Source organism: Verrucomicrobiota bacterium (assembly GCA_016200005.1).
Taxonomy (GTDB): domain Bacteria; phylum Verrucomicrobiota; class Verrucomicrobiia; order Limisphaerales; family PALSA-1396; genus PALSA-1396.
Map to the genome: position 1 here is coordinate 1 of JACQFP010000086.1, position 21,377 is coordinate 21,377.

At 58.3% G+C, this 21,377-nt stretch carries 17 protein-coding genes; 3 read left to right on the forward strand and 14 right to left on the reverse strand.

The features are described from left to right. Positions 1-201: 201 nt before the first annotated feature. The 13 genes from HY298_26970 to HY298_27030 all read right to left on the reverse strand — a co-directional run bounded on the left by HY298_26970 (position 202) and on the right by HY298_27030 (position 15,100). A complete protein-coding gene (locus HY298_26970; GenBank protein MBI3853884.1) occupies positions 202-1,149 on the reverse strand; it encodes a class I SAM-dependent methyltransferase in 948 nt (315 codons plus the stop codon). Positions 1,150-1,204: 55 nt separating this feature from the next. Continuing rightward, positions 1,205-2,536 (reverse strand): glycosyltransferase, encoded by a 1,332-nt coding sequence (locus HY298_26975; GenBank protein ID MBI3853885.1) that lies wholly within the window; start codon positions 2,534-2,536, stop codon positions 1,205-1,207. Continuing rightward, positions 2,536-3,168 carry a PIG-L family deacetylase gene (locus HY298_26980; protein MBI3853886.1) on the reverse strand — a complete coding sequence of 211 codons (633 nt, stop codon included), beginning with the start codon at positions 3,166-3,168 and terminating at the stop codon, positions 2,536-2,538. The genes HY298_26975 and HY298_26980 overlap by 1 nt, the downstream gene beginning before the upstream one ends. After that, positions 3,165-4,184: a glycosyltransferase family 4 protein gene (locus HY298_26985; GenBank protein ID MBI3853887.1), complete on the reverse strand. Its 1,020-nt coding sequence runs from the start codon at positions 4,182-4,184 to the stop codon at positions 3,165-3,167. The genes HY298_26980 and HY298_26985 overlap by 4 nt, the downstream gene beginning before the upstream one ends. 2 nt (positions 4,185-4,186) lie before the next feature. Beyond that, positions 4,187-5,323 carry a glycosyltransferase family 1 protein gene (locus HY298_26990; protein MBI3853888.1) on the reverse strand — a complete coding sequence of 379 codons (1,137 nt, stop codon included), beginning with the start codon at positions 5,321-5,323 and terminating at the stop codon, positions 4,187-4,189. A gap of 6 nt (positions 5,324-5,329) precedes the next feature. Next, the gene (locus tag HY298_26995) at positions 5,330-6,571 is read right to left on the reverse strand and encodes a class I SAM-dependent methyltransferase (GenBank protein ID MBI3853889.1); all 1,242 of its coding nucleotides are present in this window, start codon (positions 6,569-6,571) and stop codon (positions 5,330-5,332) included. 10 nt (positions 6,572-6,581) lie between these two features. Beyond that, positions 6,582-7,760: a hypothetical protein gene (locus HY298_27000; protein MBI3853890.1), complete on the reverse strand. Its 1,179-nt coding sequence runs from the start codon at positions 7,758-7,760 to the stop codon at positions 6,582-6,584. A gap of 14 nt (positions 7,761-7,774) precedes the next feature. Further along, a complete protein-coding gene (locus HY298_27005; protein ID MBI3853891.1) occupies positions 7,775-8,209 on the reverse strand; it encodes an acyltransferase in 435 nt (144 codons plus the stop codon). 167 nt (positions 8,210-8,376) lie between these two features. Further along, the gene (locus HY298_27010; protein MBI3853892.1) at positions 8,377-8,793 is read right to left on the reverse strand and encodes an acyltransferase; all 417 of its coding nucleotides are present in this window, start codon (positions 8,791-8,793) and stop codon (positions 8,377-8,379) included. A gap of 169 nt (positions 8,794-8,962) precedes the next feature. Further along, the gene (locus HY298_27015; GenBank protein MBI3853893.1) at positions 8,963-10,720 is read right to left on the reverse strand and encodes an ABC transporter ATP-binding protein; all 1,758 of its coding nucleotides are present in this window, start codon (positions 10,718-10,720) and stop codon (positions 8,963-8,965) included. Positions 10,721-10,773: 53 nt separating this feature from the next. Beyond that, positions 10,774-12,582: an ABC transporter ATP-binding protein gene (locus tag HY298_27020; protein ID MBI3853894.1), complete on the reverse strand. Its 1,809-nt coding sequence runs from the start codon at positions 12,580-12,582 to the stop codon at positions 10,774-10,776. Between the two features lie 82 nt (positions 12,583-12,664). After that, entirely contained in the window at positions 12,665-14,425 is a 1,761-nt protein-coding gene (locus tag HY298_27025) for an Ig-like domain-containing protein (GenBank protein ID MBI3853895.1), read from the reverse strand. A gap of 36 nt (positions 14,426-14,461) precedes the next feature. Next, the gene (locus HY298_27030) at positions 14,462-15,100 is read right to left on the reverse strand and encodes a Type II secretory pathway pseudopilin PulG-like protein (protein MBI3853896.1); all 639 of its coding nucleotides are present in this window, start codon (positions 15,098-15,100) and stop codon (positions 14,462-14,464) included. A gap of 259 nt (positions 15,101-15,359) precedes the next feature. Here HY298_27030 and HY298_27035 point away from each other — a divergent pair, with 259 nt between their 5' ends. From HY298_27035 to HY298_27045, 3 genes are read left to right on the forward strand one after another with little or no spacing between them, the layout of a single operon-like run. Beyond that, entirely contained in the window at positions 15,360-15,734 is a 375-nt protein-coding gene (locus HY298_27035; protein MBI3853897.1) for a hypothetical protein, read from the forward strand. Positions 15,735-15,775: 41 nt separating this feature from the next. Next, positions 15,776-18,298: a glycosyltransferase gene (locus tag HY298_27040; protein ID MBI3853898.1), complete on the forward strand. Its 2,523-nt coding sequence runs from the start codon at positions 15,776-15,778 to the stop codon at positions 18,296-18,298. Between the two features lie 43 nt (positions 18,299-18,341). Further along, on the forward strand, positions 18,342-20,372 hold the full coding sequence (locus HY298_27045) for an ATP-dependent helicase (GenBank protein ID MBI3853899.1): 2,031 nt from the start codon (positions 18,342-18,344) through the stop codon (positions 20,370-20,372). 39 nt (positions 20,373-20,411) lie between these two features. Here HY298_27045 and HY298_27050 read toward each other — a convergent pair whose 3' ends face one another. After that, entirely contained in the window at positions 20,412-21,353 is a 942-nt protein-coding gene (locus HY298_27050) for a DUF1573 domain-containing protein (GenBank protein MBI3853900.1), read from the reverse strand. Positions 21,354-21,377 lie beyond the last annotated feature (24 nt).

Sequence of the window (21,377 nt, forward strand, 5' to 3'; positions counted from 1 at the left end):
CTGGCTCAGCGCCGCCGGCGCCGAGCCGAAAATAAAAAACAGAAAACCGCCAGACCAATAACAAAAAACAACATAACCATGACCGCCCCTTTGTAGTGTAATTAAACCGCGGCTGAGGTCATTGATTCAAAAACGCGCCGTTATCCACCGATCGATCAGCAATTCGACGTAACAACAGACCTGTCACAGTCGATTCACACTTCAATTTTGCAACGTGAAAACCACGAGCCAGTCCTCTTTCACGACGCGGCAACATCTTTCGCACAAATGTTTCTGAAACCCGGTGTAGTGCTCAAGCCACCAAAACGCCGGCCAGGCAAAAGCAATGTATTGCGCGCCGGACTTGCGCAATCGCTCCAGCTCGCGGATCGCAATCGCATCATCTTCTGGTGGACCCCAATAGTTTCCGTTTTTTTCCAGAAAAGGAATCAAGCGTGTGTGTGGCAATTCTGTGCGCAGTTGCTCGTCATCCACAAGTATGAACGGCACCGAGGTTGGAATCAGTCGGACCAATGCCTCGCGGCATTTTTGCAAGCGACGGGTGTTGGTTTGGTTCATCGGCATCGGTGGCGTACAGACTGGCACCGGCACGCTGGCTTTCACGATCACTGCCAGTAACGTCGCACGGTCGATTACTTTCACCGTTGCATTGTCGAATTGATGAAAATCCTTCGCTGCCCATAAGCTGCGATGTCGCTCTAGTTCATTGCCGCACAAATCCTCCTGCCAGGTTTCGTATTTCGGTGTAGTGACGATGACGGCCTTCCGGGCTTTCTTCAGCGCCGCGCGTAACAACTGGAACCCTGCTGGCTTTGTGAAGTGTTCGATCACATCGCCAATGAACACGAGGTCGTATGGAGGAAGTTTTTTCATCAGCGCGCGCGCGTCGCCCACAAAAATGTTGTTATAGAGATAGCGGTGCATCGGCGTCAGATAATCGGCATGCCCTTCAATACCATCAATCCGCACGCGCCAATTTCGGCGCTGGTATCGCGCGGGATCTTTCTCAGCTTCGTTGATGTCGGTGTATTCCCGAAACAGGTGGCCCCATTTGCCGAAACCCACGCCGACATCCAAAATTGACTTAGGGTTGAATTGGCGAATCAGATGGATGACGGTCGGAATTGTGTTGGGACGACTGCTTGGCATTGGAGTTGAATTTATTCCAACATGAATTCAGTGGCAATTCATTAACGGAGGAAACTCACTGGCGATTGGATCGAAACGACTCAACCACGCGCTCATAAAGTTCGACGAGCTGTCGGTTCAACTGAAGAATGTCGTAGCGTGCCCCGACAAACGCCCGGCCCGCCCGGCCCATTTCTGGCCAGACTTCCGGATGCGCAACGAGAAATTCGATCCGCTCCGCCATTGCGACGACGTCGCGCTCCGGCACGAGGAATCCGGACTTGCCCGGCAACATTCCTTCCGGCAACGCGCCGTGTTGAGTCGCGATGACCGGCAGACCGCAGGCTTGGGCTTCTTGCATAAACAAACCTTGACCCTCTTGATCGCCTTCGACGCTAACGCTGCCGAGCAACGCGAGATGAGCCTCGCGCAGGAGGTCGCGAATGAACGCGCCGTCGCGCGCACCGTGCATTATCACCACGTTCCTCAACCCAAGCTCGGCGATGAGCTGCTCCAGCTTGTTGCGCAACGCGCCTTCACCGACGATGTCGTAGCGTAATTCAGGATGGCGCTCGCGGACCTTGGCGACGGCTCGCAACGCGAACTCGTGCCCTTTGATCTCGACGAGCCGCGCGACCGTGAGCAACCGCACGGGCTCATTCGGGCGGCGCGTGCGTTCGGAAAACGGAAATGCTGCGAGATCCAACCCGACTGGCAGCAGTTTCAATTTGGAAAGCGGACAACCGAGTTGCGCCACCCGATTGTGCGTGAACTCGCTGTTTACCGTCACGGCATCGGCGGTGCCAAAAAGTTTTTCATACACACCCACGCCCTGTTTACGCGGAAACGTGGTGAAGTCATAGCCATGAAAGCTCACCACGAACGGCGCGCGCCAGAGTTCACGCGCGAAACGAAAGCTGTTGCCATTCGGCCCGAAGTGGGCGTGCAGCACGTCGTAAGGGCCGCGCTTCCCCAAAAGTTTCGCCAGGCGATACAAGATCGAAAGACTCGCGGCCTGAAAACCGTATTCCGACCAGCGCAGCGTTTGAAGGGCGAGTCCGGGTTTGCGCGCCAGGCAGCCCAACAGCGGCCAGAGAGCGCGTGCAGCGCGAACTGAGTTGTGAACCGAAGTGCTCGCGCCCGGAATCCAGATCCTGCCCGTCAACGGCCAGACCGGCAACTCCCAGGGAGCGCACTCAGGCGGCAGGTCCATGAAGGTCGTTCGCTCCAACAAGCGGTGGCTTGCGACCTCGGGTTGCGCGGGTGTGTCGTTCGGCGCACGAGTGTCCGCGAAGATTTCAACCTCGTGACCGAGATCGAGCAACCCGGTGATCTGCCGCAAGATGAAGGTCTCCGAAATGACGGGAAAACTGCCGACAAAGAACGCGATGCGCAACGGGCGGTCCATCACGTTGCCTTCAACTGAATCGACTGAAACACTTCCGCGTAACGGCAGCGGCCCGCCAGCGCACCGCGAAACTGGTTCAGTCCGATCACGGCCCGTTCGTAATCGAACTCATTCAACTGCGAGCGATGCGCCCTCAAAGCGCGCAGCTTGCGCGGCATGACCGCTGTGATGTCTTCCACTTGGTCAAATTCCGCGAGTGGCGTCCAGACTTCGTAAGCGCGCAACTCCGGTTTTGAAATGCGACAGCGTTTTAACGCGACCTTCAGCACCGGGAGCGCGGCTTGGTGATCGGGATGTCCATCTTGGGGATGTGGCAGGTAGATGAGTTTTGGCTTCTCCTGTTCCAACACCAGACGCAGCGCCGCCGCAACTTTGACGAGATGCTCGCCCAACATCCAGTCCGGCTGGCGCAAAAAAAACAGTTCTTCCAGCCCCAGCATTTTCGCCGCTTTACGCGCCTCGGCTTCGCGGATTCTCCAGGCTTCTTCCCGCGGCAAACGTTTGAGGCCGAGTTCACCCGAAGTCAAAAACACGGCTGACACGCGATTGCCCTGGCGCACATGCAGACAGACAGCGCCGCCGCAGCCGATGACTTCGTCGTCCGGGTGAGGCGCGATGATCAGAACGTTCATGACTTTTTCTTCGCCGCCAACTGCGCGTAAAGCGCCACGTATTCGCGCGCCATGCGTTCCGCCGAGAAACCATGCATCGCCCGGTCATGAATTCTCCTCCGGTCGAGCGCGAGGCAATTCGGAATCACCGAAACGAATTCCTCCCTCGTCGCGGCCATGCAGCCCGAGACACCTTCCTCCACAATTTCCGGCACGGCACCGAGTTTCATGGCGGCGACCGGCGTGCCGCAAAGCATCGCTTCCACGAGCACCAAACCGAAGGCTTCGGGGTATTGAATCGGGTAGAGCAAAGCCCGTGCGCCACCGAGCAAACAATCGCGTTCCTTGCCGGTCACATAGCCGACATAGTCCACGTTCTTGCCGTCCACGAGCGGCTGAATGTTTTCGCGGAAGTAGGGATTTGACGGCCCAGCCATCACGAGGCGTAACCCGAGTTTCCGCGCGGCTTCGATGGCCAGCAACGGGCCTTTGCCTGAAACAAAACGACCTAGGTAGCACACGTAGTCCTCCGGTTGTTCACGCAAGGTGAACTGCGCCGTATCCACGCCGTGCGGAATTATTGCCGACGGCTTGAGCGCAGGAAATGCGCTCCATTGATGACGCGAAATCGCCGTCACGCACGACTGCGGCGCGGCGCACCAAAGCTTCGCCGAATCATCATCCGGCACGATGTGCGTGGTGTGCACCATCGGCGCGCGCGCGAATGGTTGCAGCGGAATCCCCCAGAGATACGCATGACTGTGCAGCACGTCGAAGCGATCCGATTGTTCAACGGCCTTGCAGAGATTCACCCATTCGCACAGATGCCAGTCCTCCAGCGCTCCTTTTTGCGCGTAAGGACCAGGCATCGTGACCACCACTTCGCCATCCGCCTCTGAACCCGCGATGCCGAAGACGGTGACTTCGTGGCCGAGTCGCGTGAGTTCACGCGTCAGCAGCCAGATCAACGACTCGACGCTGCCCCCGGTTTCCTGGCGGACCGGAGCTGACAGCGTGGAGATTTGGGCGATGCGCATGTTCAGTTCATGGCCGCGTCCAGCAACTGCGGCAAGATTTTTTCCGTCGCGAATAATTCCTCCGCCAAGCGACGCGCGGCGCGGCGGTGCTTTTCGTAATCGGCGTTGGTCGTCTCGATACAGCGCAGCGCGGCATCCGGATCCGTGAACGTCAGCAGCCCCTCGCCCACGGGCAACCAGTCGGCCAATCCCGTGTCCTCGATCAACACCGGCCGCCCGCTGGCAAGGTAGCACACACTGCGGTCGCTGAACCAGCCGCCGCGCATGGCGACGTAACCGTTCTTCGGCACGCTGAATTCGCCACGCGATTGCTGAATGAACTCGCGATACGATTGCGGCGTGCGCGAAACGATTTCGCCGTGAACGGTTTCCCAGCCGTGACTTGTGAGCGTTTCCGGCTTGATGCCCATTTGCGCGATGCAAAACTTTTGCGCCGTGCGTTTTGGCAAATCGAAATAGCGCGGGAATTCCTTGTCGCGCTGGCCGTAGCTGACTCCTCGATGCGCGACTTCCTTGAATCCCTGCCAACGCATGACCGAGGTGAAATGCGTCGCCGACGTGTCCACCACCGGCCACTCGGGCAGGTAAACAGGCGGAAGCGTTTTCAACCACGGGCCGCCGTCGTTTGGGATCGCGCAGTCTGGTGCGCCGAGGCGTTGCGCGTATGTGAACCGACGTTCCACATGCGCAATGCCTTCGGCCAATCCTGCGTCACCATTGGCGATGGCGATTTGCGTGAAGCCCGGGTCAACATCAATGAACGCGCGGCGCCGCGGCAGCTCGTATTCCTTGCGCCAGTTCCAAAACGGAGCGGCCCGCATGATGAGCAGATCAGCGCGGGAACAGATTTCCTGGAACTGATCGAGCGGCATGCCGACCGAGCGGTAGTTGTCGCGATAAATCCAGCGGTCACCGAAACCGAACGGTTCGAGACAGGCACGCACGTAGGCAGCGGGATAATCGAGTTCGTGCGTCCAATCCTCCTTTTCCCAGATGTAAACCCACGAGGACTTGCCGCAATCTTCGAGATAAACCACGTCGTGTCCGAGCGCGCGCAATCCGAGGAGGTATTGCAGGCCGGCCCACGCCTGCCCGCCGAGGCCGGAACGACCAATGGTGCCTGCAAAAATAATGGTCATGAGCAGTTAGAGATAATTCTCCGGCAGATCGAGCACCACGCGGCGCCGGGCCAATTCACGCAATTCTTCTCCAACGCCACTGCCGTTCAAGCCCTTCACCTGCGACTCCGTCAACGTCAGTCGTTCGGGCAGGTAGCGCCGGCAGGCGGCGAATTCTTCCGCGTATTCCGGTGAAGGGAACTGGAGCGTCCAGGAATTCGCCGAGCCGTTGTCCGCGCGCCGATAAAGCGGGTTCAACACCGGCCGCCGTACGAACGGATAGTCGCCCGGCAATTGGTAGTCACGAAACAAACCTTCCAACTCGCTCGCAATGGCGATTAGCGTCGGCTCAGTAGCCAGCTCGGCATCGGCATGATCCAGTGACAGCGCAATCGGACGATCGGCCAGAATCGCGTTGAGCACGGCACTCTCCGCGAAAAGCCGCGCGGGAATTTCCTCGAAAAGACCTCGCCAGTCCGCCGGTTCGAGCGGCGATCCGGCGGAGGCGTTTTCACAAAGCGCGTTGTGCAAAGCAGTGACCACGATCGCGCCCTCGCGACCGACGAGCCGGGTCATTTCGCCAGCCGCCAGCCGGCGCGGCCAGACGTAATGGAGCGCGTCCGCGCAGACGATGAGCGAAAAACTTCTGCGCGCGAATGGCAGCGGCAGGGCGGCATCGCAACAAATCGCGCGGCATTCTGGAGCGACAAACTGCTTTGCCAGCCAGAGCTTCCAGAACTCCAGGTCAGCCAGCCAGACTTCGCCGTCTGGAGCGAGGTTGCACAGCGTGCGGGTGAGATGACCGGCCCCGCCGCACAAATCGAGCATTCGTCCCTCGGTGCAGCGCGTGTCCTGGCTGAGCGCGTACAACAGACTTTCACTCACCAGAAAAGTCGGGTCGGAAAAACGGTAGAGGAAATAGTTGCCCTCGGGATTGGGGCTGAGAATTTCCAGCGCCTGCTGGCAGGTGAACGACCTCGTGTCGCGACGCAAGGCTTCAAATTGTTCCCGTCGCCGCCCTTCCAAGCCAAGCAGTGTGAAGAGCGCCTCATCCGCCTTGCCGACGTCCAACAAACCGAGCGCCGCCCGTGCCGTCTGCCCGGTCCGCAGGTAAGGAATGCCGGCCACGACCGGATAAGCGCAGCACGCGCAGCCGAGCAGGCCCGTCTGCAACCTGCCTTGCACCATCTCCAGTGCGGCGCTTTGCTCCAGCTTCAATTGGCCGCCGCAGAAAGGGCAGTGCAATAATTTCAAAGAGGCGAGTTCCATCAGTTCCTTCTCACAACCCGGCGCGCTTCATCAGGCTGTCCAACACCTTCTCCGCGGCGAAATATTCCGTCGCGATTTCGGCGGCGGCACGGCAGTTGCCCTCGTAGTCGCTTTCAACGGCATCCACGGCGGCGAGAATATCGTCCATCGTTTTGAAACCAAACAAACCTTTACCACTCGGCAGGAACTTGCTGAAGCCGGTTTCTTGCGTGATTACGGGCCGACCCGCGGCAAGATAACATGCGGTGCGATCACTGAACCATCCGGTGTTTGGGCGGACATACTGATCACGCGCCACCGTGAATTCACCGCGCGATTGCTGGATGTATTGCCGGTAGAGATCAGCGTCACGTGAAATCTCCACCGAGCCGGTCTGCCGCCAGCCGTGGTCGCGCAAAAGCTTTTGCACGTCCTCGCCCACGCTGGTCGCCAGTTCAAAAGATTGCGAAGGACGGCGTCGCGGCAAGTCCAGAAACTTTTCGAACTCGCGATCCTTCGTCCAATGCCACGTGTCACCGCGCCATTCCAGATTCTTGCCCTTGTTGTGCCACGTTGTGATCGTGGTGTAAGCCGACCCGCCCGTTGGACCGCCCGCGTTCCAAAGTTCAATCGCCACCGGCTGGCGCGTCGGCAGCCACTTGAATTTCTCGATTGGCGTGTCGCAATCCGGCGCGCCGAGGTTTTCGCCAAAGCTGAAGTGCGTGTCATGCGCGGCCAGCATGTCAATCATTCCCTGATCGCCTTTCGCGACCTTGACCTGGGATGCGAACGGGTCGGACTCCACGTAGATGCGGCGTTTGATGACGCGATGTTCGTCGCGGATTTCCTGCGCGCCGGTGACATTGAGGAATGCGTCGGCTTCGCGATAAAGCTGGAGGATTTGCGCTTCCGTCATGCCGTAACATTTGCCGTCAGGATATTTTCCGCGAAACGCCCAACGACCCGCAAATCCATGCACTTCGAGGTAGGGCAGGACCATTTTCAGATTACCGGTCACGTCGGGACTGAACTCGTTGAGGACCGGGTCGTAAATCCAGCGGCCCGAATCCTCGACGTAGTAAACATCGTAGCCCAGTTTGCGCAGGCCGATCAGGTAATGGAGAAACTGGTAGGCCACGCCCGCCAGCGGATACCAGAACAAGATGCCGAATACTATGATTTTGCCTTTGCGTGGAGTGGTAGTGGGCATCGGATCGTGAAAAATTAAGTCGTTGAAGTGCTGGTGGGCGAATCGGGATCGAGTTGGCGAATGACCCGGGCCGGATTACCCGCGACAACCGTGAAAGGCGGCACGTCGGTCGTCACTACCGAACGCGCCCCCACCACGGCGCCTTCGCCGATTGTCACGCCCGGCAGAATGCAGGAATCAAATCCGACCCAAACTTTGTTGCCGATGCGGATCGGTTGGGTGGGAGCATAGTTGACCGCATGGCGTGGTTTCCGGGTGTGCACGCGTTCCAATTCTCGTCGCCTCGCTTCCGTTTCGAGCGGCAGCCGTCTCGTGTCCATTAACACAACATTCCAGGAGATGAGGCAATAGTCGCCGATGGATATTTCCGAGTCGCAAATGATGCGTGCGCCGTTCATGAGCGTGAACTCGCCGACGCTCACTCGCGCCCGCGGACCGAGGTCGAACATGACGCCAAGGTAAATGGATGCCCCGCGCCCGATGCGAACGGCGTCGCTCGCCGCACTGCGGCAGAGTTGGAAACTGTAAGTCGTCTCCAGGTAAGCCTCGGCGTCCACGGACACGTTTTCGGGGACTCGCCCCGGAAACCAATCCCACGGCAATGTGCGGTCAGCGTTCAAGTGTTTTGGCCGATGATTTGCGCCGGGTTGCCCAGGACGCGGGCACCCGGCGGCACGTCGCGGGTGATGAGCGAACCGGCTTCGATGAAAGCTCCCGCGCCGATGTTCACGCCTTTGAGGATCGTGGCGTTTGGTCCGATCCACACGTCGTCACCGATGATTACCGGCTTTTTGGCAATTGCTGGCCGTGGCCGTCCCTTGCCGAGAGGGGAACAAGCGATGGCGTCCGCCACGCGTTCGGCGGGCGCAAGCGGATGAAAATCCGTGTCGGCCAACGTCGTGTTCCAACCGATGACGACGTAGTTGCCGATCCGCAACTCCAATTCACAGAGCAACACCGCGTTGGTGAAGTAGCAATAATCCCCAATGCTGACGCGGCCTTCGCGCCCGATGGCAAAGTGGACACCATCCATCGTGCAATGCGCGCCGACGACGAGCGCTGGATCCTGTTTGCTCAGGAAACGTTTGAACGCGTAATCGGCGGTGACAAGGGAATTGAGCCCGAGGCGAACATTTGGGGGCAGCGGGCCGTGTGTCCAACCGGTCGTGATGGGTTGTGGTTCGCTCATCGGTTATCCGCTGTCACTGGTTGCCTGATTGAAGCTCGTGAAACCGCGCATACACGCCGCCGCGGGTGATCAATTCCGCGTGCGTCCCGCTTTCCGTGATCTGTCCATCCTTCAATGCCACGATGTGATCCGCGCGCCGCACCGTAGAGAGCCGATGCGCGATGATAAACGTGGTGCGATTGCGGGTCAACCGCTCCAGCGCCTCCAGCAAGCTGCGTTCAGTCTCAACGTCAAGCGCGCTCGTCGGCTCGTCGAGGATCAGGATGGGCGCGTTCTTGAGCAACGCCCGCGCGATCGAGAGGCGTTGCCGCTCGCCGCCGGACAACGTGCCACCACGTTCGCCAACGACCGTGTTGTAACCATCGGGCAATCGCAGGATGAACTCATGTGCATTCGCGGCCTGGGCGGCGGCTTCGATCTGCTCAAAGCTGGCGTGCGGGCATCCATAAGCAATGTTCTCAGCCACCGTCATCGGAAACAAAAATGGCTCCTGCAAAACAAGGGCGACCTGACTCCGCAAGCTTTTCAACTGGACATCACGCACATCATGTCCGTCCACCAGTACCCGCCCCTCCCACGGATCAAAGAACCGCGGAATCAGGCTGACCAGACTACTCTTGCCTGCGCCCGTTGCGCCGACGAGTGCCAGCGTCTGGCCGGGAAGCACGTCGAGCGAAATGTTCCGCAGCACAGGGCGCCCAGGCTCGTAGCCGAAAGTGACGTTTTCCATCTGCAGATGGCCGCGCGGCGCGCTGAGCGGCGTGGCCCCCGGTTTATCGGCGACTCTGGTTTCAGTTTGCAGCACTTCCCAAACGCGCCGCGCACTGCCGGCCGCACCCTGAATAGTCGAACTGGTGTACATGATTGATTCCAACGGCGCGTATAGAGAACCGAGATAAGACAGGAAGGCAATGATCGCTCCCACGCTCAGTTGTCCAGCCAGAGCGTGCTGCGTCCCGAACCACAAAATCCCTGCCGTTCCCAACGCAGTAGCCAGACCGATCAAAATCTTGAACTGCATCTGCACGCTCGTCAGTGTGAGTGTCGCGGCGATCGTATCGCGGGTGGTCTGCGCGAAGCGCTGGTCATCGTATTCTTCACGGCCGAATGCCTGCACGACCGGAATGGCAGCGAACGTTTGCTCGACCACTTCATACATTTTGCCCTCCACTTCCTGTTGCTTATAGCTGAGGTCCATCATCGGGCTGGCGTAGCGATGGAACACAAACATCATGCAAGGCGCAACCGCCAGCGACAGCAACGCGAGCGTGGCATCGATGTGCCAGAGAATCCAAAACATGGCCGCAAGGCTGACGATGGATGACGCCACCGGCAGCAACGCGTCTTTGACGATGATCGAGGCGCAGGCGCAATCGGAGGTGACGCGACGGATGTTGTCGCCAACCGATTTCCGCGCGTGAAAGTGAAGCGAGAGTTGCTGAAGCTTGGCGAACAAATCACCGGCCAAATCATAAGTCATCCGCTGGCCGAGGCTGATGTTGCCGTAGGCCGTTGCCAGACCGACCGCCCAACTCAACAGAAAAATCAAGACGGTGGCAGCGACGCTCCAGCCAATCAGATTGAACGGTGTCGCAGCACCAGGCAGCGACTCAACAAAACCAGCCAATCCTGGCGGCATCACTTTCCCCTGTAGCACATAGTCGATGAGGAAAACCATCGGCCACGGTTTGAGCACATCCAGACCAACTTTGAGGAGCAGACTGCCGATTACCGCTACCAGCGGTGTCCAACGGCGCAGCGCATAACCCATCGCCCAGCGGCACAAGCGCAGCAGCGTCAGATCAGCATTGGAGATGTTGTGAGTCATGATTCCAGCGCCACGGCTGCGATTGGCGCTCCGGCTTCGTTTTGAATTTGGTGGAGATGCGCGTAGTGGCCCTGCTGCGCGAGCAATTCACCATGCGTCCCGCTCTCTACAATGTGACCCTGCCCGATCACGGCAATACGATCCGCGAATCGCACGGTCGAAAGTCGATGCGCGATGAGGAAAGTGGTGCGGCCATTCATCAAGCGCCGTAACGCTCCGATGATCAACCGCTCCGTCTCCGAGTCGAGCGCGCTGGTCGGCTCGTCCAGAATCAGAATGGGCGGGTCCTTCAATAAAGCGCGGGCAATCGCCAGGCGCTGCCGTTCGCCGCCGGACAGCGTGGTGCCGCGCTCGCCGAGCACCGTGTCATAGCCTTGCGGCAGAGCGGCGATGAATTCGTGGGCATTGGCGGCGCGCGCAGCCGCTTCAATCTCCGCGCGGGTTGCGCCAGGACGTCCGTAGGCAATGTTCTCGGCGACTGAAATTGGAAACAGAAATGGCTCCTGCAACACGATGCCAACCTGGTCGCGCAAGCTCTTGAGCCTGACGTTGCGCACGTCGTGACCATCAATCAACACCCGTCCTTCCCACGGATCGTCGAAACGCGGTACCAGGTTCACCAAAGTCGTCTTGCCCGCGCCAGTCGCCCCGACGATGGCAAGGGTTTGCCCGGCTGGCACGTCGAGCGAAATGTTTTTGAGCACGGGCCGGCCCGGCTCGTAGCCGGCGGTCACGTTTTCCAATTGCACCCGTCCGCGCACGGGCGCCAGCGGCTCGGCGTCCGGCGTTTCAGACACTTCGGGCGCTGTGTCGAGCACCTCCACGACGCGCTGCGCGCTCGCGCTCAAGCCCTGGAGCGTCGTATAAAGATTGGCGAACACTTTCATCTGGGTCTGTAAAGAATTCAGATAAACAAGAAATACCAGAATGCTGCCGAGGCTGAGCGTTCCGCCGAGCACATGGCGCGCGCCAACCCAGAGAATCACACCCGTGCCCAGCGTGGTGATGAGGCCGGAACTCAGACTGTTGACGCTGCCGATCAACGCGCTGCGCTGTTGTGACCGGATGGCCGCATCAGCAAATCTCTGAAAGCGGGAACTCTCCCGTTCCTCCTGGGCGAAGGCCTGCACCACCGGAATGCCGGTCAAGGTCTGCTGGATGTGCGCCTGAATGCGGCTCTCAATCTCCCGTTTCAATCTGGCGGCGGCCCGCAATGGTTTTCCGACAAGGAACGAAACTCCGACCATGAACGGCGCGGTTGCCAACGCCAGGAACGTGAGCGTTACATCCAGTTGCGCCATGAGGAAAATCATCGCCGCCATCGTGAGGACTGCATGGGCGGGAGCGAACAGGAGCGTATCGACGACTTGATACACACACCAACTGTCCACGGTGACGCGGCTCATGTGATCTCCCACCGCCGTGCGCTTGTGGAAAACCAGTGAGCGGCGTTGAAGTCGCGCAAAGAGGTCTTCGGCCAGGTCGTACACCATGCGGCGGCCCGCGGCGATCCAGGCCCAGGTGAGCGCCGCGTCCACCGCGCAGTTCAAAGCGAACAAGGCAAGCCCGCCAACGACGATCACCACCAACAGAACCGTAGGCGTGGGACTGAGATTTAATGTGTGAAAGCCATTTTCCAGAACGACTGGCAAAGGAGTTGTCCCCAGCACATGGTCGATGAGCAGTTTCATCGGCCAGGGTTGCACGGCGGCGAGGGCGGCCGCCGAGAGCGTGAGGACGAAAATCCGGATCAAAGAGGCCCGCTGTCGCCGCGCATATTGGAGAAGCCGCAGGTAATTATGCATGTGCTGTCTGCGGTCGGTTTAACATGGGCCGGCCAAAGGAACAAGCGCGCGCGCGTTGAGCGCCCGGCACGTCTCCCTGAGTTCACTGTGTTTGCACGCGATAGAATCTTTGCCCAGAACCAACGTTTAGGTTCGTTACACTGACCGTCGCGCCGGTGCCCGGCAAGTTCGTAACGGTTCCCCAAGTGGACGCCGGCAAGGCATCGGCGTACTCGACAATGTAGTTGTGACCGGACTGGGTCAGGAAGGAGAATACAAAGTCACTCCCGGTTTTCATTGGATTAGTGATGGTAACAGGCAGGGCGTCTGACGCGCCACCTTGGAGCGTGGCCGACTGCAAGGTGACGTTGCCAAAATCTTGATCGTAAAGAAACAACGACCGGTATTGGACGATGAGACTTTGACCAGATGAAGCAGCCGAGTAATCCAGCGTGTAAACCACATAGTTATCGCCATAAACATTACTCACCGAGGTGTCAGTGTAGGCTTGCGCACTGAAGTCGCTCAAATAAGCCTGAAAATTACCCTTTGCTCCATACAATCCCGCATAAATCTTCAATCGACGGGGTGTCGTATCGGCAGGTGCTATGATTTTGAACCCATTCCCAACTCCCGTGATGAAGACTCCCGTCGGTGTGTCCGTTGCGCTGGCAGTGGGGGTTCCGTCGCTCCAGGAAAAGACAGTGTAGTTATTGGAATATTGCTGCGCAGCATTTGTGCCCAACACGGTGAAGTCGCTGATTTTTTGCGTCACCACGCTCTTGTGATCAAAACTGTTGGAAGCGACCAATCCCCAATGGGACCAGTCCGCTGTGCCTTCAGACGTCAGATTCACAGCGCCTGGCGGCACGGCGTTGCTTCCCGAAAGAGAGCCGCCCGAGGTGTTCACAAATATTTCCACGGGTTGGGAATACGAAAAGTCTGCTTGATTGTCCGTGGCCACAGCCGTCAACACATGATAGCCGGCTGGAACGTTGTTCCACGTAAAGCTGTAAGGACTACCGGTCATGTCTTCGCCCAATTTGTTGGCCCCGTCGTAGAATTCAACCTTGGTCACTGATCCATCCAAATCGGAGGCATCCGCGTTGATGGTGATGTTGGCTCCCGCAGTGTAAGTGGCATTGTTCGTCGGACTGGTGATGGAGACAATCGGCGGGTTATTGGCCCCCACCGCAGTCAGAGCAGCCGACTGCAGGGTCACGTTGCCGGACGGATCGAAGAAAGTATTGAGCTTCCATCTGATGGTCAGGGTCTGGCCGGCTGAATTGGCGGCATACTCGATGGCGTAAACTGCGCTCTGACCACTGCGAACATTGCTCAATGACGAATTGCTGTAGGCCGTGGCGCTTCCATCGCTCAGACTGGCTTCAAATTGACCCTTGGCCGCGTAGGCTCCGACATACACCTTCAAGGTACGGATGTTTGTATCAGCCGGGACAGTGATTTCAAATCCGGTGCCAATTTGAGGTGTTCCATAAGCCCAGACTCCGGTGGTTGTGTTTGTAACACTGGTCGTGGGCGTGCCATCACTCCAACTATAGCCGTTGGCATTATCACCGAATTGATAAACAAAGACAAAAGCATTGGTCTCGTTGGTCGGGTAGAGAGCCGTGAAGTCGCTGATCAGCGGCGTCACCCCCGTCTTTCGATCCAGGCTGGTTTCGGTGTAAAGGCCCCAGTGCACCCAGTCCAACGGCCCGGCGGCACTGAGATTGATGTCCGCTCCAGCCGCGATGTCAGCGAACGTCCCGGTGAGCGTTCCTCCGGGGAGTTCATTGGCACAATACCAAATGAGTGCGGCAATCGCTAATGCCTTGAAAGAGAATCGTGGCTTGTGAAACATACGAGTCTAAGAAACTTAAACTGCGGAAAGTCCGGGCTACCACTTCACCGCTTGCACGTGCCAGTCGAAGAACAGCTTGTTGCGCACGGCACCATGCACCGGTTTGTTTGGCAAGTCGGTCCACCAGGTCACGGAGGGATTCAAACTCGGCACGGCCTGATCCACGTCCGTGATTGCGAATATCTGGGACGGCCCTACGTAGGTGTCCAAGTCCGAGTATCTCACAGGCGGAATGGCCGGAGCACCGCCCACTTCCGGATAGCCAAACGGCGGCACCCGGTTCAGCGGGTTCGGATCGAGATCATCATTGAGAAGATAAATCTTCCGGCCCATCAGGGAACTCGCATCCGGTGCAAAATGCGCGTAGCCCGGACAGACAAAGGTCTTGGCGATGACGGTCTTGCCGGACGGCACCGGCTCGCCGAGGTACGTCGCGATGTAATAGATCAGTTCATCGCCTGAATTCTTGTCGTAGCTGGCCCGCGCTCCCGCCCAAACCGGGCCGGGCAGTTTTTGCTGGCTGTCATCGACGTAAAGTTGCAGCGCGATCCCGACCTGTTTGAGGTTCGACATGCAATTGATCGCGTAGGCTTTTCGCTTTGCGCTGGCCAGCGCCGGCAGCAGCAACGCCGCCAGAAGGGCAATGATGGCGATGACCACCAGGAGTTCAATCAATGTGAATGCAAAGCGCCTGCGCGAAGAACCAAACCGAGCCTTCCTTGATAATGTTCTCATAAACACAGTGTGCTTTTGCAGCTCTCTCCTTATTACTTATCAATTCCTGCTTACACCCGATACAACGAGCTTCTTGCGTGAAACAAACAACGCATACTATTTATCACAAAATCCCGGCCGCGCAAATCAGAATTGAGTGAAAGTTTCCAACGCTTCAAAAAGATTTGCCGCGCAGGAGGCTTTGGCGTAAACAACCGCCATGCGATTCCTTCGCCGAAATCAGTATCTGCTCTGCTTTCTGGCCGTGCTGGTTTTTTCCTGCGTGATGGTGCTCAGGCAGCTTATGGCCAATCAGTCGGCGCATGTTGAAATGCGCGAAGATTTCCTACTGCTTCACGATCGGGGCGAAGCAAAAGCATCCGAACGGCTCTACCAGTTGCTGATCCAACAACTCCCCGACTTGAGCGACAAGAGCCTGGTGGACGACCTGCAACGCACCAGCCTGCTGGTGGATTTGAAAACCCCTGACCTCCAAAATTTGGTTTGGAAGTATGGCGTGAGCGTGAAAAGGGAGTTGCAGAAAAGATCGGAACGACGCCTCTCCCGCGCTCTTGAGCGCGCGGAAAAGCAGTAGGACGGGTCGCCGCCGTCGCGGCCGTGAATTGGGGAATTTGAATGTCCGGTTCAACTGATACCTCGGCGAGAGTGAGCGTGGACGGAAAATTCTTTCGTCTCGGCCCTCGCAAATTCCACGCGAAAGGAATCACCTATGGGCCTTTTGCGCCAAACGCGAATGGGGAAATGTTTGCGACTCCGCAGCAGACCGCGCGCGACTTCAAGCTGATCAACGAACTCGGCGCCAACTTTCTCCGCGTCTATTACGTGCCGCCCATCTGGTTTCTCGATCTGGCAGCGGAACACGGACTCAAAATTCTGATCGACATTCCCTGGCCGAAGCACCTCTGCTTTCTCGATTTGGAACGCTCCCAGGAAGAGGCTCGCCAGACGGTTCGCCAGGCGGTGAGCGTCTCCAAAGGTCATCCGGCCGTCTTGGCTTACAGCGTCGTGAACGAGATCTCTGCCGAGATTGTGCGTTGGAGCGGCGTGGCTCGCGTGGAGAAATTCATCGATGAACTGGTTGACGAGGCGAAAGCAGTTGACCCCGGCTGTCTATGCACTTTCACCTCGTTTCCGCCGACGGAATTTTTGCGGTCGGAGAACATCGACTTCGTTTGTTTCAATCTCTATCTGCACGAGCGAAAACCTTTTGAGGGTTACCTTGCGAGACTGCAAACTCTTGCTGGCGCCAAGCCGCTGCTCCTGGGAGAGTTTGGGATGGATTCCATCCGGGAAGGCGAAACCGCAAAATGCGACTTCCTGAACTGGCAGATTGAACTGGCTTTCCGCGCGGGTCTGGCCGGCACCGTCGTATTCAGCTTCACTGACGATTGGTTTCGCGGCGGCCTGCAGATTGAAGATTGGGGGTTCGGTGTCACCACGCGCGAGCGACAGCCCAAGGAATCCTTTCATGCCGTCCAGCGTCAGTATCACCTCGCACCGCATTATCCGTCGGCGCGAACGGTCAAGGTTTCGGTCGTCGTGGCCACCTTCAATGGCGCCCGCACGCTGCAGAATTGTCTCGCCTCACTCACCCGGCTGAATTACCCGGACTACGAAGTCATTCTCGTGGACGACGGTTCGACGGATCGGACGCCGGACATTGCGGCTGCGTTCCCTTCGGTCCGCTACATCCGGCAAACCAACCAGGGTCTCTCCGCGGCGCGCAACACCGCCATCCAGGCGGCCACCGGGGAGCTTGTGGCTTTCACCGATGACGATTGTCGCGCCGATGAAGACTGGCTTTATTATCTGGTCAACGATTTATTGCGCGGCGATTTCGTGGGAATTGGTGGTCACAACTTTCTGCCGCCGGAAGACTCGTATGTGGCCGCCGCCGTCGTGGTGTCACCGGGCGGGCCGGCGCACGTCATGTTGACCGATCGCGAAGCCGAGCACATACCGGGATGCAACATGGCTTTTTACAAATGGGCCCTGGAACAGATCGGAATGTTTGATCCCCAATTCCGAAAGGCCGGGGACGACGTGGACGTCTGCTGGCGTTTGCAGGACAGCAATTTCAAAATCGGATTCAGCGCCGCCGGGTTTGTCTGGCACTACCGCCGTTCCACGGTAAAAGCCTATCTCAAACAACAAACGGGTTACGGTGAAGCCGAGGCGCTCCTCATTCGCAAACATCCGGAACACTTCAATTCGTTGGGCGGCGGCATCTGGCGGGGGCGCATCTACGCGCCGTCGTATTCTGGTCTGCTCCTGCGCGGCGCGGTAATCTATCACGGCGTTTTCGGGAGCGGCTTTTTCCAACGCCTCTATGCGCCGGACCCGGTGCAACCGCTCTTGTTTTGCACTTCGCTTGGCTACCAGGTTTTCCTCAACCTCCCGCTCTTGCTCCTGGCGATTTATTTTGACGCGTTCCTGCCGCTGGCGGGCGTCAGCCTGGGACTTTCGATCGGCGCCTGCGCATTGGCCGCCGGACAGGCGAAATTGCCCAGACAAAAACGGCGGCTTTGGTCCCGCCCCCTGGTGGCGCTCTTGTTCTTCCTCCAGCCCGTGGTTCGAGGGTGGGCACGCTTCAAGTGGAGCTTCAATCTTCTCTCGGGACAGAAGCCCGTGCCGATTCAACCGACTCAGCCAGCCCGGGCCTGGGAAACGCCGGAAACCACCGTGTATTGGTCGAAGGGCGACGTGGACCGTTACCGCTTCCTTGACGGCATCTTGTCGAAACTGGAGCAGGCCGGTTGGAGTTTCAAGACCGACACCGGCTGGACCACCTACGACGTGGAAATACCCACCAACCTCTGGACCCGCTTGAGACTTACGACGGTCGGAGAAGAATTGGAACAGCATAAACGAACCCTGCGTTGTCGCGTTCGCGGCCTCTGGTCATTGCCGGCGAAGCTCGTCTTTGGGATTGCGACTTCCGGCGTGCTGGCACTCATCGCGATGTTTGCCGGGACGAATCCATGGATGTGGATGAGCTTGACGGCGTTGCCGTTGATCGGTTGGTGGTTTGAAGATGAAAGGCAGGAGTATGAAAGGGCTTTGACGGTATTGATCGACGCGGTTGCCCGCGAACAGGTGCTGGTGAAACTCGAACCGACGAATCCGGCGAAGACTTAAAACCTGTTTGAGGTTTGCCGATTCGTCCTGTTACCCTTTTCACATGTCGCGCGATTATGTGCTGCAATCCTTCCGTTCGCCCGTCCATTTGCAGATTGATTATGCCAAGGAACTCAACCCGCAACAGCTCGCGGCCGTGACCGCGCCGCCGGGTCCAGCGCTCGTCATCGCGGGTGCGGGTTCGGGCAAGACCCGCACCCTGACCTATCGCGTCGCCTTCCTGCTCGAACAAGGCATCCCCGCCGACCGCATCCTGTTGCTTACGTTCACCAATAAGGCCGCTCGCGAGATGATGCGTCGCGTGGCGGATTTGTTGGGGAAGGAAATGCCGGCGTTGTGGGGCGGGACGTTTCATTCCATCGGCAACCGCATCCTCCGGGCGCACGCGGACCTGATGGGTTACCAACGCGATTTCACGATCATGGACCGCGAGGACGCCAAGGATTTGATCGATGCCTGCGTGGGTGAGGCGGAAATCGACGTGAAGGCCGCGCGTTTTCCGAAAGGAGAAGTGCTGGGCGATATTTTTTCGCTGGCGCTCAACACACACGAATCCATCCCGGACATCTTGGATAAACAATATGATTACTTCGCCACGCTGGCGCCCCAGATCGAGGACGTGCAACGGCGATACGCCGCCCGCAAACGCGCCACCAACGCGATGGATTTCGACGATTTGCTTTCGCTCTGGCTCAAGCTGCTGCAAGACCACGCCGAAGTGCGCGAACATTACCAGCGTCGGTTTCAGTTCGTCCTGGTGGACGAATATCAGGACACAAACCAGCTTCAAGGCGACCTCATCGACTTGCTCGCCGGGCGGCATCACAACATCATGGTGGTCGGCGACGATGCGCAAAGCATCTACGCCTGGCGCGGCGCGAATTTCCAAAACATCCTGAAGTTTTCCGAACGCCATCCGGAAACCAAAACTTACAAAATCGAAACCAATTACCGCAGCACTCCAGAAATCCTCGACGTCGCGAACGCCGCCATAGCGCGCAACCTCAAACAATTCGCCAAGCACCTCGCGCCCGTCCGCAAATCCGGGATGAAACCAGTGCTCGTGACTTGCGTCGAAGCAGCGGAGCAGGCCGCTTTCGTGGCCCAGCGCGTATTGGAACTTCGTGAAGAAGGCATTAACCCGAACCAGATGGCGGTGCTGTACCGTTCCCACTTCCACGCGCTGGAACTGCAACTGGAACTGACGCGGCGCAACATCCCGTTCAGCATCACCAGCGGCATCCGCTTCTTCGAACAGGCGCACGTCAAGGACGTGGCCGCGTATCTGAAACTGGTTGCCAATCCGCGCGACGAACTGAGTTTCAAGCGGCTGGTTCAACTGTTGCCCGGCATTGGACGAAAAGGAGCGGACAAACTCTGGAACGAGTTCAGTTCAAAATTCAAAATTCAAAATTCAAAGCTGAAGAGCGATCATCCGTTGGCCGATGCCATGCAAGCTTGCGCCACCGGCGTCCCGAAGAAAGCTGCCGTGGCCTGGGCGCAATTCGTTGCCACCATCGCTCAACTGGAAGCCGAGCCTATCCGAGGCAAAACCGCCGACATGATCAACGTCGTTCTCGAAGCAGGCTACGAGGATTACTTGCAGGAAACCTACGCCAACTTTCGCAACCGCCTGGAAGACCTGGAACAACTGGCCACGTTCGCGCGGCAGTTCGAGTCGTTGGAAGATTTTCTGACCCAGCTCGCCTTGCTGACGAACGTGGAAGCCGAAGACAATCAACCGGCGGACAACGACCATGAAAAAATCCGCCTCTCCACGATTCACCAGGCCAAGGGGCTGGAGTTCGACGTGGTCTTCATCATCATGCTTTGTGAAGGACTGTTTCCATCCGCGCGTTCGCTGGAGAATCTGGAAGGAGAAGAGGAGGAGCGCCGGCTTTTTTACGTCGCCATCACGCGGGCGCGCAACGAACTTTATCTGAGCTATCCGCTGATGCGGGCAATGCGAAGCAGCACCGGTGACCTGATGCAACAACCCTCGCGTTTTCTCGGCGAAATCCCCAAAGAACTGATCGACGAGTGGAATCTCAAGCCGTTCAATCCGTACGGGTGATCAACCACATCGGCGACACTTGGTTGCCGCAATCACCTCTTACGACCCTGCCCGCACGGGAACTGGCGTCGCAACCGGCACCGCGTTGGTGTGCGGAAAATCGGTGGACAAATAATGGACCAATGAAGTGATCTGTTCCTTGTTCAATGGACCGCCGTGTTCTTGGGCAAACGCGGGCATCAGTGTGCCGGCTTTACCTTCGGTGACCCATTGCGCCCAATAAGCCGGCGTCGTGGGTACTTTGGGCACGTGCAGATCCGGCACCATCGTGGCGCGATGCTCGGCATCGTGGCAAATGGCGCAACCACCCTGATAAAGTTCCTTGCCCATCTTGGCGACAGTCGGCTCAACATGGCATTTCGCACAATCGCCTTTGAAAACCGCCTGCCGGTCGGCCATCGCCGCGCGCATGTTCTGGCTCCGGTTCACCGCACCCGCCACCTGCGGTGGTTGCGGCGGCGGTGTCGGAATGTTGACTTTGACCAGCAACGTTTTCACGCCGGTATTGCCGGCCACGGTGACGGTCTTGATCACGGTCCCGAATTTGCCCGCGAGGTTGACGGACACATCGATGGCTCCGTTTGTCCCCGGCGCAAGATGCCAGGGCTGCGGCGGCGTCTTGGCCAGCGTACAACCACAGGAGGTGCGAACGCTGTCGATCACAACTTCCGAGGGCGAAACATTCGTCAGGTTGAAGGTCAAATTGGCGGTAGGCTCGCCGAGTTTCGCAGTGTATTCCTTGCTGTCGGCATCCCACACCAAAGAACTGGCGGCGAGCGTCGGCGCGCTGGCGATTGCAGGCGTCGCAGTGAGGGGAGTCACGGGCCGGCTCGGCTGCGTTGGGAGCGTCAACAGGACCGGCGGTCTTACCGGGGGTTGCGGTCTTTCAGGACCGGGTGCGAAAGGTTGCGCCAGCACTGCCGTGGTGGCAGCCAACCATAGCGCCGCCAATACTTTGCCGATACGTCTGTTCAGTTGCATAATCTCATTGAATGTAGCGAAACC